General features: G+C 70.9%; 13 protein-coding genes and 2 pseudogenes. 8 read left to right on the top strand and 7 right to left on the bottom strand.

What is annotated here, in order from left to right:
* Positions 1-42 precede the first annotated feature (42 nt).
* Positions 43-1278 (bottom strand): FAD-binding protein, encoded by a 1236-nt coding sequence (locus tag F9C11_RS33585; protein WP_409181376.1) that lies wholly within the window; start codon positions 1276-1278, stop codon positions 43-45.
* A gap of 64 nt (positions 1279-1342) precedes the next feature.
* On the opposite strand from F9C11_RS33585, the gene F9C11_RS33580 reads away from it, so the two are divergent.
* From F9C11_RS33580 to F9C11_RS33555, 6 genes are all read left to right on the top strand, one after another.
* The gene (locus F9C11_RS33580; RefSeq protein WP_409181375.1) at positions 1343-2200 is read left to right on the top strand and encodes an NAD(+)/NADH kinase; all 858 of its coding nucleotides are present in this window, start codon (positions 1343-1345) and stop codon (positions 2198-2200) included.
* 149 nt (positions 2201-2349) lie between these two features.
* On the top strand, positions 2350-3006 hold the full coding sequence (locus F9C11_RS33575) for a hypothetical protein (protein WP_409181374.1): 657 nt from the start codon (positions 2350-2352) through the stop codon (positions 3004-3006).
* 110 nt (positions 3007-3116) lie between these two features.
* A complete protein-coding gene (locus tag F9C11_RS33570) occupies positions 3117-4430 on the top strand; it encodes a M14 family zinc carboxypeptidase (RefSeq protein WP_409181373.1) in 1314 nt (437 codons plus the stop codon).
* A 51-nt stretch (positions 4431-4481) separates the two neighbouring features.
* Positions 4482-5033, top strand: coding sequence for a hypothetical protein (locus tag F9C11_RS33565; RefSeq protein WP_409181372.1), 552 nt, complete (start codon positions 4482-4484; stop codon positions 5031-5033).
* 144 nt (positions 5034-5177) lie between these two features.
* The gene (locus tag F9C11_RS33560) at positions 5178-6536 is read left to right on the top strand and encodes an MFS transporter (protein ID WP_409181371.1); all 1359 of its coding nucleotides are present in this window, start codon (positions 5178-5180) and stop codon (positions 6534-6536) included.
* On the top strand, positions 6533-6991 hold the full coding sequence (locus F9C11_RS33555) for a MarR family winged helix-turn-helix transcriptional regulator (protein WP_409181370.1): 459 nt from the start codon (positions 6533-6535) through the stop codon (positions 6989-6991). Before F9C11_RS33560 ends, F9C11_RS33555 begins: the two co-directional genes overlap by 4 nt.
* A 513-nt stretch (positions 6992-7504) precedes the next feature.
* Here the strand turns inward: F9C11_RS33555 and F9C11_RS33550 are convergent.
* The 4 genes and pseudogenes from F9C11_RS33550 to F9C11_RS33535 all read right to left on the bottom strand — a co-directional run.
* Positions 7505-7588, bottom strand: a pseudogene (locus tag F9C11_RS33550) (LLM class flavin-dependent oxidoreductase); the annotation flags it as partial.
* Between the two features lie 394 nt (positions 7589-7982).
* A complete protein-coding gene (locus tag F9C11_RS33545) occupies positions 7983-9572 on the bottom strand; it encodes an amidohydrolase (RefSeq protein WP_409181369.1) in 1590 nt (529 codons plus the stop codon).
* Positions 9569-9739: a hypothetical protein gene (locus F9C11_RS33540; RefSeq protein ID WP_409181368.1), complete on the bottom strand. Its 171-nt coding sequence runs from the start codon at positions 9737-9739 to the stop codon at positions 9569-9571. The genes F9C11_RS33545 and F9C11_RS33540 overlap by 4 nt, the downstream gene beginning before the upstream one ends.
* 96 nt (positions 9740-9835) lie before the next feature.
* Positions 9836-11272 (bottom strand): purine-cytosine permease family protein, encoded by a 1437-nt coding sequence (locus F9C11_RS33535; protein ID WP_409181367.1) that lies wholly within the window; start codon positions 11270-11272, stop codon positions 9836-9838.
* Positions 11273-11391: 119 nt separating this feature from the next.
* Here F9C11_RS33535 and F9C11_RS33530 point away from each other — a divergent pair, with 119 nt between their 5' ends.
* Entirely contained in the window at positions 11392-12417 is a 1026-nt protein-coding gene (locus F9C11_RS33530) for a LacI family DNA-binding transcriptional regulator (RefSeq protein ID WP_409181366.1), read from the top strand.
* Positions 12418-12426: 9 nt separating this feature from the next.
* On the opposite strand, the gene F9C11_RS33525 is transcribed toward F9C11_RS33530, so the two are convergent.
* Positions 12427-12846: a DoxX family protein gene (locus F9C11_RS33525; protein WP_409181365.1), complete on the bottom strand. Its 420-nt coding sequence runs from the start codon at positions 12844-12846 to the stop codon at positions 12427-12429.
* Positions 12847-13215: 369 nt separating this feature from the next.
* A pseudogene (locus tag F9C11_RS33520) lies at positions 13216-14134 on the bottom strand (NADP-dependent oxidoreductase).
* An 82-nt stretch (positions 14135-14216) separates the two neighbouring features.
* Here F9C11_RS33520 and F9C11_RS33515 point away from each other — a divergent pair.
* Positions 14217-14897 (top strand): helix-turn-helix domain-containing protein, encoded by a 681-nt coding sequence (locus tag F9C11_RS33515; RefSeq protein WP_409181364.1) that lies wholly within the window; start codon positions 14217-14219, stop codon positions 14895-14897.
* Positions 14898-15066: the final 169 nt, after the last annotated feature.

The following is a 15066-nucleotide window of genomic DNA, read 5'->3' as shown; positions in this document are numbered from 1 at the left end:
GACGGTTTTGTACCGGCTTTGTTCCTGACTGTCTACTGTGGACTAACGGAGCAGGTGCCGTTCCAGGAACGGGTTCCGGAACTTCCCGGCCGGATCCAGCTCGGCCGCCAGCGCGCGGAACTGCCGTACCCCTTGGTGATCCAGATCCAAAACCGCGCCGTGGAACAGCTTCCCCCAATGCGCGCGGACCCCGAAGGGGGCCAGCTTCTCCTCGAGAGCCGGCAGCACCGCTTCCACCTCCGGTTGCCGCTGCTGCCAGGTGAAATGCAGCGCCACCCGGTCGCCGCCGTACGCCGGGCCGAGCCAATGCTCGTCGCCGGCGACCGTGCGGATTTCCGACACCACCAGCAGCGGCGCGATCCGGTCGCCGATGCTGCGCAACGCCTCGAACGCGGCGGCCGCGTGTGCTCGCGCCACGAAGTACTCGCTCTGCAATTCCGCTCCGACGCTTGGCGCGAATTCCAGGCGGAAATGCGGCAGCCGGGCGTACCACGGTCCGGGAACGCCGCCTTGCACCGTGGTGTTTTCCGCCGAAATGCCCGCCGCGTGGGCGGGGTGGCGCGGGCCGTCGGCGGGCAGCGCGCCGAACAGCGAACCGGGGATCTCCGCCGGGACGCGGTTTTTGAGCAGGACCTGGTCGACCGCGTCGCGCGCCCAGTTCGTGAACAGGCTGACGCTGTAGCCCGCGGCCTGGATTTCGTCGAAGTGCTCCAGGGCGGCGGACCACGGGAGGGCGTCGAAAACGTCTTGGCGGACCGAGTAAGCCGGCTCCAGGTCGAGGGTGAGCCGGGTGAGGATGCCGAGCGCGCCGACGTTCACCACCACTCCGGGGAACTCGGCGTCGCCGCGGGAAAAGGTGCGCAGGGAGCCGTCGGCGGCGAGGAGTTCGACTGCCGACACCGCCGAGGCCAGGCCGGGCAGTCGCTCGCCGGAGCCGTGGGTGCCGGTGGCGACGCTGCCGGCGACGGTGAGGTGGGGGAGCGACGCGAGGTTGGCCAGGGCGTACCCGGCTTCGTGCACCCGTGCGACCACGTCGCCGTAACGGGTCGCGCCGCCGATGGTGAGCGTCGCCGCGGTGATTTCCGGGGCGCGGTTGAGCGCGGAGAGGTCGAGCTGGACGCCGTCCGGGCTGTCGGCGATCGCGTTGAAGCTGTGCCGGCTGCCGAGGGCTTCGACCCGGGCCGCGCCGGCGACGAGGTCTTGCGCTTCGGCAACGGTGCGCGGGGCGACGACCTCGCGCGCGCGGTAAGCGAGATTGCCCGCCCAGTTTTCGATCACGAGCGCCGAGCCTAACCGGCCCCGGCACGGCAGACTGGGGACAGGCCGAGACGAGGAGACCGACATGCATTCCGCTGGACTCGTGCTGCACCCGCGCCGCGATTCGCAAGCCGCGGTGGACGCGGTGCTGGGCTGGGCCGCCGGGCGCGGGATCGAGATCCTCGGCATCGTGGACGAGATCGCCAGGGTCGATTGCGCGGCGACCGGCGTTCAGCCCGCTGAGCTGGGCAAACGGTCGGATTTGGTGGTCAGCCTCGGCGGCGACGGCACCATGCTGCGCGCGATGCGGCTCGCCGACGGGCAGCACGCGCCGGTGCTCGGCGTCAACCTCGGGAAGCTCGGCTTCCTCGCCGAGGTCGACGTGCCGGACCTGCCGCTCGCGCTGTCCGCGATCGACCGCGAGGAGTTCACCGTCGAGCCGCGGCTGGCGGTGGACGCGCGGTTCGGCTGCCGGATCGAGACCGCCTTCAACGACGTCGCGGTGGTGCGCGTGCCCGGGGACGGGAGCGCGGCGGTCGCGGTGCTGGTGAACGGTGAACAGTTCGTGAGTTACGCCGCCGACGCGGTCGTGGTCGCGACGCCGACCGGTTCCACCGCGTACAGCTTCTCCGCCGGAGGGCCGATCACGAGCCCAGCGGTGGAAGCGCTGCTGGTCACGCCCGCCGCGCCGCATTCGGCGTACAGCCGCGGCGTCGTGTTGTCGGTGCACGACACCGTGACGCTGGAGGTGCTGCCGTCGAGCGGGCGGCTCGCGGTGGAGGTCGACGGCCAGGTGGCGGGTTACGCCGGGCCCGGGGAGACGCTCGACCTGCATGCCCGGCCGAACGCGGCCCGCGTGGTCCGGCTCGGCATGACGACGTTCTACCAGCGCGCCCGGCGCAAGCTGCGGCTCTCCGATTCGGCGGAGATCCCGCTGTCCTGAGCAGCCCGCGCGTTCTCCTGGTAACCGTGCGCTGACCTGCGGTGATCCCGGCCGTGATGTGCCCGCTGTCACTTGTCGGTGACATTGCCGTGTCCTGTTCGTAATGTCGTGGCGGCTTTGCGACCCGAACGAGGAGATGGTGGTGCGAGGTGTCCGGTAGACATCGGGACGGATCGAAGTCGTGGCGGCTGCCGACCGCGGCCGGCGTGCTGGCCGTCGGCGCGCTCGCGGTGCCGGTGTGGCTGACCGCCGGCTCGGTCGAACCGCAGCAGTTCCCGGCCGCTGCCGCGGAGATGCACGCGTTCAGCGCGCCGCGGCCGTCGAGCACCGTTCCGTCGACCACTTCGACGCCGCCGCCGGCGTCTTCCAGCGCTGCGCCGACGTCCTCGCCTTCGCCCTCCTCGACGAGCAAAACGCCTTCGAGCACTCCGAAAACCCCGGCGGCGAAAGCATGTTCGTCCACTTTGGCCGGCACGCAGCCTTCGGTGGCCCAGGCGGGCAATTTCCTCAAGGAGAAGTTCTCGGTGGATTCGGTCGGCGGCCGGGCCGGACGGTCCGGCGCGAGCGACCATCCGGCCGGTCTCGCGCTGGACTTCATGGTCGACGCGAAGACCGGAAACGCTTTGGCCGCTTACGTTCTCGAGCACCAGGACGAACTCGGCGCGAAGTACGTGATCTGGCAGCAGCGCTACAACGACGGCAGCGGCTGGTCGGCGATGGAGGACCGCGGCGGCGAGACCGCGAACCACTACGACCACGTCCACGTTTCGTTCGAGCGCGGCGCGAAGGTTTCGGTCACCTGCTGACACCCGACTTTCGGAGGTGGGCCGGATTCGTCCCGGAGAGCACACTGTGCGCTGCCGAGTGGTCACCGTCCGCGCGTGGTGACCTTCCTTTCGCTGCGTGAGGAGCTCCGATGGCGGGCAAGTTCTCGATCCGGCTCACTCTCAGCGTCGTCGGAGTGCTGGCGGCACTCGGCGGCACCACGACCGCCGCGGCCGCCGCTGCGCCGGACGATCCGGTTTCGTGGCGTGTACCCGCGACTCCCGCGGAGGCGGCTTCGCTGGCTCGCGCCGGTTTCGACGTCGCCGAGACCGGCCCGGGCGTGGCGTACGTGATCGGAAACCAGACGGTCGCCGGGCAATTGCGGGACCGCGGTTACTCCCCGGAATTCTTCGACACTGTCTACAAAGGAGTGACCACGCGCGCCGCGGGCGACACGTTCTACGGCGGCTACCGCACAGTTCCGGCGCAGGAAGCGCACCTCGCGAAAGTCGCGGCGGCGCATCCGGATCTCGCCACTGAGTACACGATCGGCCAGTCGTGGCGGAAGACCCAGGGCAAGGGCGGCCACGACATCAACGCGATCTGCCTGACCAAGAAACAAGAGGGCGACTGCACGCTGTCGACGAAATCCCCGAAGCCGAAATTCGTGCTGATGGCGCAGATCCACGCGCGGGAGATCGCGACCGGCGAACTCGCCTGGCGCTGGATCGACTACCTCGCCGACGGCTACGCCGGCGACGCCACCGCCAAGTCCATTTTGGACACCACCGAGGTCTGGGTGGTGCCGATCTCGAACCCGGACGGCGTCGACATCGTCGCCTCCGGCGGGAATTCGCCGAAACTGCAGCGCAAAAACGCGAACACGAGCAACGGCAACTGCGGCGGGACGCGGAGCGGCATCGACCTGAACCGCAACTCGACCTTCCGCTGGGGCGCGGACTCGAACTCGCCGTGCGCGGAGACCTACCAGGGCCCGGAGGCCGGATCGGAACCCGAAGTCCAGGCGCTGGAAAAGCTGTTCCGCTCGATCTATCCCGAACAGCGCGGCAGCGGCGACAACGACCCGGCTCCCGACACCGCGCGCGGCACCATGATCACGTTGCACAGCTACGGGAACGACATCATCGTCCCGTGGGGCTTCACGTCCGACCCCGCGCCGAACGACGCCGCGTTGCGCAAGCTCGGCGCGAAGTTCAGCGATTCGAACGGGTATCTGGTGGGGACCAACACGGAAACCGTGGGCTACTCGACGAGCGGCACGACCGACGACTTCACCTACGGTGCGCTGGGAGTCGCGAGCTTCACCTTCGAGGTAGGCGGGCAGAGCGGCAGCTGCGGCGGGTTCCTGCCGCGGTACTCGTGCGTGGACAGCACGTTCTGGCCGAAGAACAAGGGAGCACTGATCACGGCAGCCCAGTCGGCGGCGGCTCCTTACCAGCAGTGAGGTCCGGGGCACTCGGGCGGATGACGCCTGGGTGTCCCGTAGCGTGTCCGCGTGGATTACCTCCAGTGGCGCGAAGACATGCGCGAAGCGATCGACGGTTACCTGCCCCGCATTCAGGCGATCTTCGCGCGTCTCGGTCAGCTCGAACCGGACACGGTGACTGACGAGGTCGATTCAGTCGCGCTGAGCAAGGCCGAGGAGGCCGATCTGCCGCGGGCGCTGCTCGAGCTGTACGCGTCCATCGGGGAAGCCAGTTTCGCGCACCTGCACAACGCTTACTTCATTCACCCGCTCGCCTTGGTGCTGGAGAGTCTGCACCGTCCCGACATCCCCGCCTGGGCGCCCGAGGTCACCGACGAGCGGCTCGCCGTCTTCGCCTCGGACGGTGGCGGACGCATGTTCGCGGTCGGATACCGCAGCGGAACCGTCTTCCGGCTACCCGTCGGCGGCGTGGTGGACCAGGTCTACGACGGCTCGATCGACGCCATCGGACCGGGCGAGATCGCGAAGGACGTCCCGGAGTTCCTGGACCGGCTTCTGCGCATCGCGCGGAGCTTCGCCGAGGAGCGCGAGGAAGACGAGGTGGAAAGCCTCATCATGTGAACGGGCTGCTATCCCCGAGGTTAACTCGGCGGGCGATCTACCTCACGCCGCCGACCCGGCAAACGTCACCATCCCGGCCCTGCCATATGTACGTACATCCCGTATAGTAGTTCTGTAACAGAACTAATCGCGCGGGAGGTGGCAGTGACGATCGGCCTGGAGCGGCCTCGGCCCGCGGTCGTGCGGGAGCATCCGAAGGCCGGGTGGTTCGCCGTCGGCGCGGTGTGTTTCGGGGCGTTCATGGGGCAGCTCGACGCCAGCATCGTCACGCTCACCTTTCCCGCGCTGCAGCACGAGTACGGGGCTCCGCTGGCCGCCGTCCAGTGGGTGTCGCTGGCGTATCTGCTCGCGCTCGTGGGGTTGCTGGCCGCGGTCGGGCGGGTCGCGGACGCGGTCGGGCGGAAGCTCACCTACGTGCAGGGGTTCGGCGTGTTCACCGTCGCGTCGGTCGCGTGCGGGCTCGCGCCGACGCTCGGCTGGCTGGTCGCGTTCCGCGTCGTGCAGGCGATCGGCGCGGCGATGCTGCAGGCCAACAGCGTCGCGCTGGTGGTGCGCAGCGTGCGCGAGGACCGGGCGCGCGCCGCGCTCGGGGTGCAGGCGGCGGCGCAGGCGCTGGGGCTCGCGCTCGGGCCCGCAGCGGGCGGGCTGCTGGTGGACACCGTCGGCTGGCGGTGGGTTTTCCTGGTCAACGCGCCGGTCGGGCTGGCCGGGCTGATCGCCGGGCGGTACCTGCTGCCGCGCACCCGCGAGCGCACGCCGCTGGGCCGCTTCGACGGGGCCGGGGTCGGGCTGCTGGCGACCGCGTCGACGGCGTTGCTGCTGGTGATTTCCGGGGTGTCCGGCCTGGAAATGCCGGGGTGGCTGCTCGTCGCGCTCGCCGGGGCGATGGTGTGCGCGGCGATCGGGTTCGTGCTGCGGGAAAAGGCGGCTAGCAGCCCGATTCTGCAGCTTTCGGTGCTGAAGCCGCCGGTGGTGTCGCTCGGGCTGGCCGGGGCGCTGTGCGGATACCTGGTGCTGTTCGGGCCGCTGACGTTGCTGCCGCAGGTCCTCGGCACGGCGGGCGGAACCGGGGCGGTGCTGACGTGCCTTCCCGCCGGGTTCGCGGTGGCGGCGGTGCTGGCCGACCGGGTGCTGCCGAAGCGGCTCGGCTCCCGCGGGCGCACCGTGCTGGGCGCGCTCGTCGCGGCGGCCGGCTGCGCGGCGCTGGGGCCGGCGTCCGCTCCGTGGGAGGTGGGCGTGTCGCTGGTGGTGGCCGGGCTCGGTCTGGGAGTGTTCATTCCAGCCAACAACTCGGCCGTCATGAGCGCGATCCCGGCGCGGATGTCGGCCACCGGAGGAGGACTGGTGAACATGGCGCGCGGACTGGGGACGGCGCTCGGCGTGGCGCTGGTGACACTGTGCCTGCACACCGGCGGGGAAACGGCCGCGCTGGCGGTGCTGGCCGGAGCCGGTGTCCTGGCCGCGGCGACCGGGCTGGCGGCGCGCCCGGAGCGGGCCCGGTGACCGCGCCCGAACCCGCCCTCGCCGACGTCGTCGCGCGGCTCCGGCGAGCCATGCGACGGGCCGCGCGCACCGCCGATCCGGACAACACGCTGTCGGTCGCGCAGCTCGAACTGCTGTCGTGCCTGTACGAGAATCCCGGCGCGCGGCCGAGCCGGATCGCGCAATTGCTGAAGCTCGCGCCGAACTCGGTGACCACGATGGTCACCGGCCTGCGCTCGCGGGACCTGGTCACCCGCACCAGCGGCGGCGACGACCGCCGGACGGTGGCGCTCGAACTCACCGACACCGGCCGCGCCGCGGTGGAACGGTGGCAGGGCCACAACGCCGCGATCCTGGCCGCCGCGCTGGACGGGGTGCACCCGGCGTGGCGGCACCTGATCGCGGCGGCGGTGCCCGCGCTGAACGAGCTGGTGGGGGCGATCGACGCGCTGGCGGAGTCCGGGCAGTCGCACTGAACCGGCGGGTTTCCGTTTGGCCACGCCGGTTGCGGTGGGTTGTTCGTTGTGACGCGGCGGTCGGTGTGGCGCGCTGGATCGGCGGGTTTTGTGTGGCCATGCCGATCGCGGTGGGTTGTTCGTTGTGATGTGGCGGTCGGTGTGGCGCGCTGAACCGGCGGGTTCTGTTTGGTCAAGCCGATCGCGGTGCGTTTTCCGTTGCGGTGCGCCGGCGAGTTGGCCGGGGCGGCGCGCTGAACCGGCGGTTTTCGCTCGCTGAGGCCGGTCGGCTCAGCGGCATCGGAGAAGCACGGCCTCTAAAGCGCGGGCGGCCCAGCCTCCACCCGGCGCAGCACGTGCTCCAGCTTGTCCTCCTCCGCGCTCCCGAACGGCAGGCATTCCTCCCACCACGTCACCCCGGCCTCGGCCAGCGGGGCGACGACGCTTCGCGCCCGGGCCGCGGCGGTTGGGCCATCGGCCCGCCACCCAGACCGGCGGGCGCGGGCGTTGCACCGGCGCGGGCAGCAGCGCGATGTCGCGGGCGGTGAAGTGCTTGCCGGAGAACGTCACCGGTTCGCCGGTCCAGAAGAGGGAGATCAGGTCGAGATTCTCGTCCAGCTTCTCGGCGACCGCCTTCGGGTCGCCGAAGTCGCCGTACTCCGCTTCCAGCGGCGCGCCAGCCCGGCTCGAACACCACCCGGCCGCCGGTCAGCTGGTCCAAAGTGGACACCAGACGGGCGAGCTGCTGCGCGCGACCGGCGTGACCATCGGGCCGAGCCGGATCCGGCCGGTGGCCAGCGCGTCGGCGGTGAGCAACTGCCACGGATCGCCGAAGGGGCGGCCGGGGCGTTGTCCAGCACCACGTGGTCCCACACGAACAAACCGTCCCAGTCCGCCCCTTCCGCCGCCGCGGCGACCTTGGCCACCGCGCGCGGGTCGGCGAAATCGCCGAAGTTCGGGACGCAGACCGAGAAGCGCAAGAGCACCACCCTGCCCACCCCCGGCGGACGCGTCAAACGGGTTTGCCCGCCACGAAAGTCTGCCGCACCCGCGCCCGCAGCAGTGCGTCCGCTTCGGTGAACGGATCGACGTCCAGCACCACGAAATCCGCGGCCAAGCCCGGCGCGAGCTGTCCGGTCAGGCCTTCCCATCGGCACGCGTACGCGGCATCGCGGGTGCCGTGGGCGAGGGCTTCGGCCAGCGGCAGGGCGTATTCCGGCAAGTTGGGTTCCAGGTCGGGGTTCAGCGCGGAGCGGCGGGTGGTCGCGATGTACATGTTCGGCAGCGGCGGATGCGGCGCGGTCGGGGCGTCGGAGCCGAACGCGAGGACGGCCCCGGCGGCGGTCATTTCCGGCCACGGGTAGCCGCGCTGTACGCGGTCGTCGCCCAGCATCGCGCGCCAGTTGTCCTGGATCGCCGGGTCCGCGTGCACCGGCTGCATCGACGCGACCGCACCGAGTTTGGCCAAGCGCTGGACGTTCTCCGGGGTCACCGTCTCCAGGTGTTCGAGCCGATGCCGCCGGTCGCGCGGGCCGTTGACCTCGATCGCGTGTTCCAACGCCGACAGCGCGATGTCCGACGCTTCGTCGCCGATGGCGTGCATCGCGACCTGAAGTCCGGCCGCGTCCGCCGCCGCGACGACCGGGGCCAGCGCTTCCAGCGGCCACAACGGCCCGGGGTGGCTGCCGTCCGCGAAGGGCTTTTTCATTGCCGCGGTGCAGGTGTCGATGACTCCGTCGACCATCACCTTGATCCCGGTCACCCGCAGCCACGGTCCGGACAGCCGGGCGCTCAACTCCGCCGCGCGCTCGACCTGGCGGAGGTCGTCCTCGGTGTTTCCGGTGCGCTCGATCAGCCAGTGTCCGGCGACGCGCAGGGGGAGCCGTCCGTTGTCGAGAGCCCGTTCGAGCGCGGCGAGGTCGGTCTCGGTGAGTGCCAGGTCGACAGCGGTCGTGACGCCGTCCGCGAGGTAATGCGTGAACGCCGACGCCAGTGCGCGGTCGCGGTCGGCGTCGCTGGTCTGCTCGTCGAGGAAGTGGCGCATCAGTTGCAGCGCAGCGGTTTCGTAGAGCATGCCGTCCGGTTCGCCGGACGCGTCGCGGCCGATGCGGCCGTCGAGCGGGTCGGGCGTGTCGCGGTCGATCCCCAGCTCGCGCAACGCGGCGCTGTTCACCCACGCGGAGTGGAGGTCGTTCGCGGCGAGGTAGACCGGACGGTCCGGGACCGCCGCGTCGATCAGCCGCCGGTGCGGTGCTTGGCCACCGAGCGCGTCGAAAAGCCAGCTGCGGCCCAGGATCCGGGGCGCGGACGGATCGGCCGCCGCGGCGCGGGCCAGCCGGTGCTGGAGGTCTTCGGGCGAGGTGGCGGAGAACAGGTCCACTTGCTCCAGCGCTTCGCCCATCGAGACCAGGTGGGTGTGCGCGTCGACGAAACCGGGCAGCACGAAGGCGCCGTCCAGGTCGACCACCCGGGCCTCGATCCGGTCGGCCTCCGCGGTGCTGCCCGCGTATTCGATGGTTTCGCCTCGGACGACCAGAGATTCCGCCCAGCCGGACGCGCTCGCGGTGAAGATCCGGCCGCCGCGGTAGTGCACCGGGGTCATCGGGCCACCACCGTCTCCGCGGCCAGCGTCGCCCACTGGCCGCCGAAAGAAGCGTCGGCGTCCGGGACACCGCACAGCTTGGATTCGCCGGGTCCGGAGCGAAGGAAGCCGACGAGATCGACGGCTTGCGTTGGGATGTCGGGGTCGAGGAAATGGTTGGTGTGCACCAGGAAACCTGCTTCCGGTTCGAGGGTGGTTACTGCGGCGGGGAGGTGCGGATCGGGACCGAGCGCAGGAGATCGCGCGCTTCGGCGAGGCCGAGGTCAGGCGGTGGCGCGGGGGCGGCCGGCGAGCAGGTAGACGCCGGCCGCGATCAGCATTCCCGCGGGCAGCGACAAGTCGATTCCGCCGGCCGCGCTCGCGAGGAACCCGGTGTACATCCCGGGCACGGCCAGGCAGGACGCCGAAGCCGCCGCGCCGAGGACGAGGGCGGCGATTCCGGCCCAGTGCACGCCGCCGACGTACCAGAACGGGCCGCCGCGGCGTTCGTCGGCGAGTGCGTGGCCGTCGTAGCGGTTGCGGCGCAGCAGAAGGTCGGTGGCGTAGATCGCCATCATCGGGCCGAGCACGACGACCATCAGCTGCATCAGGTCGTTGACCGCCTTGAGGAAATCCGACACCAGCAAGGCGTACAGGGTGAGCAGCACTCCGGCCGTGCCGTCGAGCAGAACGCTGCGGGAGCGGCGCAGGCGGACGCCGATCGCCTGCAGCGCGAGGCCGGAGCTGTACACGGTCATCGCGTTGTTGGCGATCGCGCCGAGGATCACCGCGATCAGGAAGATCGGGGTGAACCATGGCGGCAGCACGGATTCCAGCGCGGTTTGCGGATCGCTCATGTCCAAAGTGGTCGCCGCGAACGCGCCGAGCGCGGTGAACGCGATGCTCGGCAGAAAGGCTCCGGCGGCGGTCCAGGCGGCGACGGCGAACGGCTTGGTGTCGCGCGGAAGATACCGCGCGAAGTCCGCGCTGTTGTTGTAGGACAAGGAAGCCGACGCGACCAGCGCGACGCCGCCGGCCAGCGCCGCCCACAGCGCGACTCCGTGCAGCGGTGTCGCGGGCTGGTAGCTCCACGCGGTGTGCCGGATCAGGAATCCGCCCAGCACCAGGAATACCGCGGTCGTCACGATGGCCAGCGGCAGGTAGAGGCGCACGATCACGGAGTGGCCGTAGACGCTGATCACCAGGGTCGCGGCGGCGATCGCGACGATCACGAGGACCTTGCCCAGGGTGTTCAGCTCGATGCCGAGCCGCGCGCACAGGCTGAACGCGGTCACCGAGGCCGCGGACCAGCTCAATGCCACGTAACAGACCGAAACCAGCCAGCCGTTCAAGCCGATCACGAAGCGGTTGCCGCGGGTGCCGAACATCGCCCGCATGATGACCTCGCTCGGCGCGCCCGCCGCCGGGCCGCTGACCGCGACGAGGCCGACCAGCACCCAGCACAGGTTGCCGACGACGATCACCGCGAGCGCCTGCAGCAGGGTCAATCCGCTGAGCACCAGCGCGCCGCCGACCACCAGGCTGAGGTAGCTGACGTTGGGCGCGGCCCACACCCCGAACAGGTCCCGGGCGCGGCCGTGCCGTTCGGCGTCGCTGATGACGTCGATGCCGTGGGCTTCCACGCGGGGACCGCGCCCGGACCCGGCCGGGGGCGGCGCGGACGTGCCGGGCGACACGGGCGGGGTGGCGGGAGCGGTCATGGCGGAACCTCCGGACCGGGGACGCGACTCGGGCCACGGTAAGGACCCAAATCGATTTGGGCAATGCTCTCGGCGAACCGGGTTCCAAAACGATTTGGGCGAGGTTAGGCTCCTGCGTCATGGCCGGGAAACGAACGCGGGCGACCATCAAGGACGTCGCGCGGCGCGCCGGGGTTTCGCCGACGACGGTGTCGCACGCCTTCAGCGGCAACGGGACGGTCGCGGCCGAGACCGCGGAACGGGTGCGGGAGGCGGCGCGCGAGCTGGGCTACCGGCCGGACACGGTCGCGCGCGGGCTGCGGTCCAGCCGGCTCGGGGTGCTCGGGCTGGTGGTGCGGCCGCTCGACCCGTCGGACACCGCGTTCCTGGAGGGCGTCGACTACTTCCTGCGGTTCGCCGGGTCGGCGGCGCTGGCCGCGGTGGAACGCGGGTACGGCCTGATGCTGGTGCCGGATCCGACGCGCGCCGACGCGCCCTCGGTCGGCCTCGCCTGCGACGGGTTCCTGATCACCGAACCGGTGGAGAACGATCCGCTGATCACGATGCTGGACCGCGAATGCGTGCCGTTCCTCGGCGTCGGGCGGGATCCGGCGCGGCCCGCGTCGCCGGACTACCTCGACCTCGGCACCGGGCGGATCGTCGCCGAGGTGCTCGACCACCTGGCGGCGGCGGGCGGGACGCGGGTCGCGGCGGTGCTGGGCACCGACCGCAACGAATGGAACCTCGACGCCGAAACCGCTTATCTGGACTGGGTTCGCGCTCGCGGGCAAGAGCCGCTGGCGGTGCGCCGCGCGGAGGTCGCGGGAGAGGCGGGCGGACGCGAGGCGGGGGAGGAGCTGTTCGGTCTGGCTTCGCCGCCGGACGCGGTGTACTGCCAGACCGGGCGGCACGCGGCCGGGGTGCTCGCCGCGGCGCTGGCGCGGGGTTTGGCGGTGCCCGGCGACGTGCGCATCGCGTGCGGCGCGGATTCCGAGTCCGAGCACACGCGGGCGTGCGTCCCGCCGATCACCGCGGTCGACCTGCGGCCGGTGCGACTGGCCCGGACCGCGGTCGCGGTGCTGGCCGATCGGGTCGAAGGCATCGAGCCGCCGGTCCCCGGGCCGGCGGAGTACGAACTGATCGTGCGCGGGTCGACCCGGGGATAGACGGGGAGTTCAGGCGTGCGGAACCGCTCCGACGCGCGAGTCGCGCGGCCGCAGCGCGCCGCTGAGCGCGAGCCGGCCCGGGCCGGTGAACGCGAGCAGCAGCAGCGCCCAGCAGAACATCGCGGCCGCCTCGCCGCCGTTCTCGATGGGGAAAAGCCCTTGCGGCGCATGGACGGCGAAGTAGGCGTACGCCATCGACCCCGACCCGACCAGTGCCGCGATCCGGGTGGCGACGCCGAGCAGGACGAGCCCTCCCGCGACGAGCTGGATGAGCGCGGCCCACCAGCCCGGCCAGGAGCCCGCCGGGACCGCGCCGTGCGCGCCGAGCACCCCGAACAGCGATTTGACGCCGTGGCAGGCGAAAAGGAACCCGACGACGATGCGGAACAAACCGAGCGCGTAATCCTGTGCCGCGTCCAGCCGGTGCATGATGCCTCCACATAGGACGACTCGGGCGGACGGCGGGACGTCCGTTCGGACACCAGTGCCGGTCCGCGAGAGTGGTCCAGACCTTTCCTGGACCGTGTCAAGGTATACCGGTGACGCGCGTCTCCGCGATACCTGCGAAAGTCAGGTTCCGCCCGATCCGCCGGGTGTGGTAACCGCGGGGGAACGGGTCGGGGACCGGTTCGGGGAAAGGCCGGGTCCGTTGGGGGGAACGGGGTTTCCGGCGTCTGCGGGCGAGGATCGCGCCGGGCGGTCCGGTCTCGGCGGAGGATTCCGCCGCTGCTGAAATTGTTTCGCGTTCCGGGTCCGAAAACCAAGTCCGGACTTGGTTTTCGGAGCTTCGGCACCGGTTTACAGCGTGACCACGATCTTGCCGTGGGCGTGCCGAGCGGCCTGCATCTTCACGGCTTCGCGGAACTGCTCGACCGGGAAGGTCGCCGCGATCGGCACCGTGAGTTCGCCGGAACGGATCGCGTCCGTGATCCGTTCAAGGGTGCCTGGCTTGGCGTCGAACGCACCCGTCGCGTGCACGCCCGGCAAAGCGGGGCCGTCCGCGACCGTGGAGATCCGCCCGGGGTGTCACGCCGAGTTCGAGCGCGGTCTCGGCGGTCTCCCTGCCGAACAGGTCGGTCGCCGCGGTGATCCCTTCCGGTGCCAAGGCGCGCACCCGGTCCGAGAGGCCGGGACCGTAGGCGACGGGTTCGGCACCGAGGTCGCGCAGGAAGCCGAACGTGCTCTCGGAAGCCGTGCCGAGCACCCGGGCGCCCGCCAGCTTCGCCAATTGCACGGCGAAGATCCCGACGCCGCCCGCCGCGCCGCCGATCAGGACGGTGTCGCCGGCGCGGAGCCCGATCGCGGCGAGTGCGGCGGAGGCCGTCAGACCGGCGACCGGAAGCGTGCTCGCCACCTCGTCGCTGATGCCCTCCGGAGTGCGCCACAGCGTGGTGGCGGGGGTTTTGACCAGAACGAAATCGGCGACGGATCGGCCGATCGCGCCTCCGTGCACCCGGTCGCCCACGGCGAATCCGGTGGCTTCCGCTCCGATTTCGTCGACGACGCCGGCGAAATCGCTGCCGAACCCGGCGGGCAGGGCGATGCCGAACCGCGCCGCCATCTCGGGCTTGGCGGCGATCTGCCAGTCCATCGGATTCAGCCCGGCGGCGGTGACCCGGACCCGCACCTCGTCGGGTCCGGCGTGCGGCTCGGGCACTTCTTCCAGTTCGAGTGCTTCGAGTCCGCCGAATCGGTGGTAACGGACGGCTTTGCTCATCGGTCTCGTCTCCTCGGGGTGATGGGACTTGGTCTCATCAACCGTACCGCAGTGATGAGACCAAGTCCCGTAGACTGTCTTCATGGCTCGCTGGCAACCCGACGCAGCAGGACGGCTCGCCGCCGCGGCCCTCGACCTGTTCGAGGAACGCGGCTACGAAAACACGACCGTGATCGAGATCGCGGAGCGCGCGGGGCTTACGAAAAGCACGTTTTTCCGGCACTTCCCGGACAAGCGGGAGGTGCTTTTCGGGGAAAGCGGGATGACCGGTCTGCTGGTCGAAGCGATCGCCGCGGCGCCTGCCTCGGCCGGGCCGCTCGAGGCGGTGGCGCATGCCTTGGACGTGCTGGGCCGGGAGATCTTCACTGGTGTACGGCGCGAGTTCAGCGCCCGGCGGCAGGCTGTGCTGGACGCCAATCCGGAACTGCGGGAACGCGAGGCGCGCAAGAGGATCGGTCTGGTCGAGTCGATGATCGAGGCGCTCGAACGGCGTGGCGTGCCGGAGCGGACGGCGCGGGTGGCCGCGAAGGTGGGGGCGGTTGCTTGGGAGATCGCGCATGACGAGTGGATTGGCGGTGGTGGGGAGGAGTTCGGGTCTCTGGTGCGGGGGGTGCTTGCTGAGGTGGGGGTGGTTAGTTCTGGTGGGGGAGGTGCTGGCCGAGGTGGGGTGGTTAGTGCTGGTGGGGGAGGTGCTCCGCGGGGTGGGGGTGGTGCTGGTCGAGGTGGGGGTGGTGAGTGCTGGTGCGGGGGAGGTGCTCGCTGATGTGTGGGCGGTGAGTGCTGGTGGAGGAGATGGACGCCGGGGTGGGGGTGGTGAGTGCTGGTGGGGGAGTACTCGCCGGGGCGTGGCCGGTGAGTGCTGGTGGGGGAGGTACTCGCCGGGGCGTGGGCGGTGAGTGCTCGTGGAGGAGATGGTCGCCGGGGTGGGGGCG

Source organism: Amycolatopsis sp. VS8301801F10 (genome assembly GCF_046195355.1).
GTDB lineage: Bacteria > Actinomycetota > Actinomycetes > Mycobacteriales > Pseudonocardiaceae > Amycolatopsis.
Note: the sequence above shows the minus strand (reverse complement) of the source record. Positions and strands in the feature narration are given on the sequence as shown.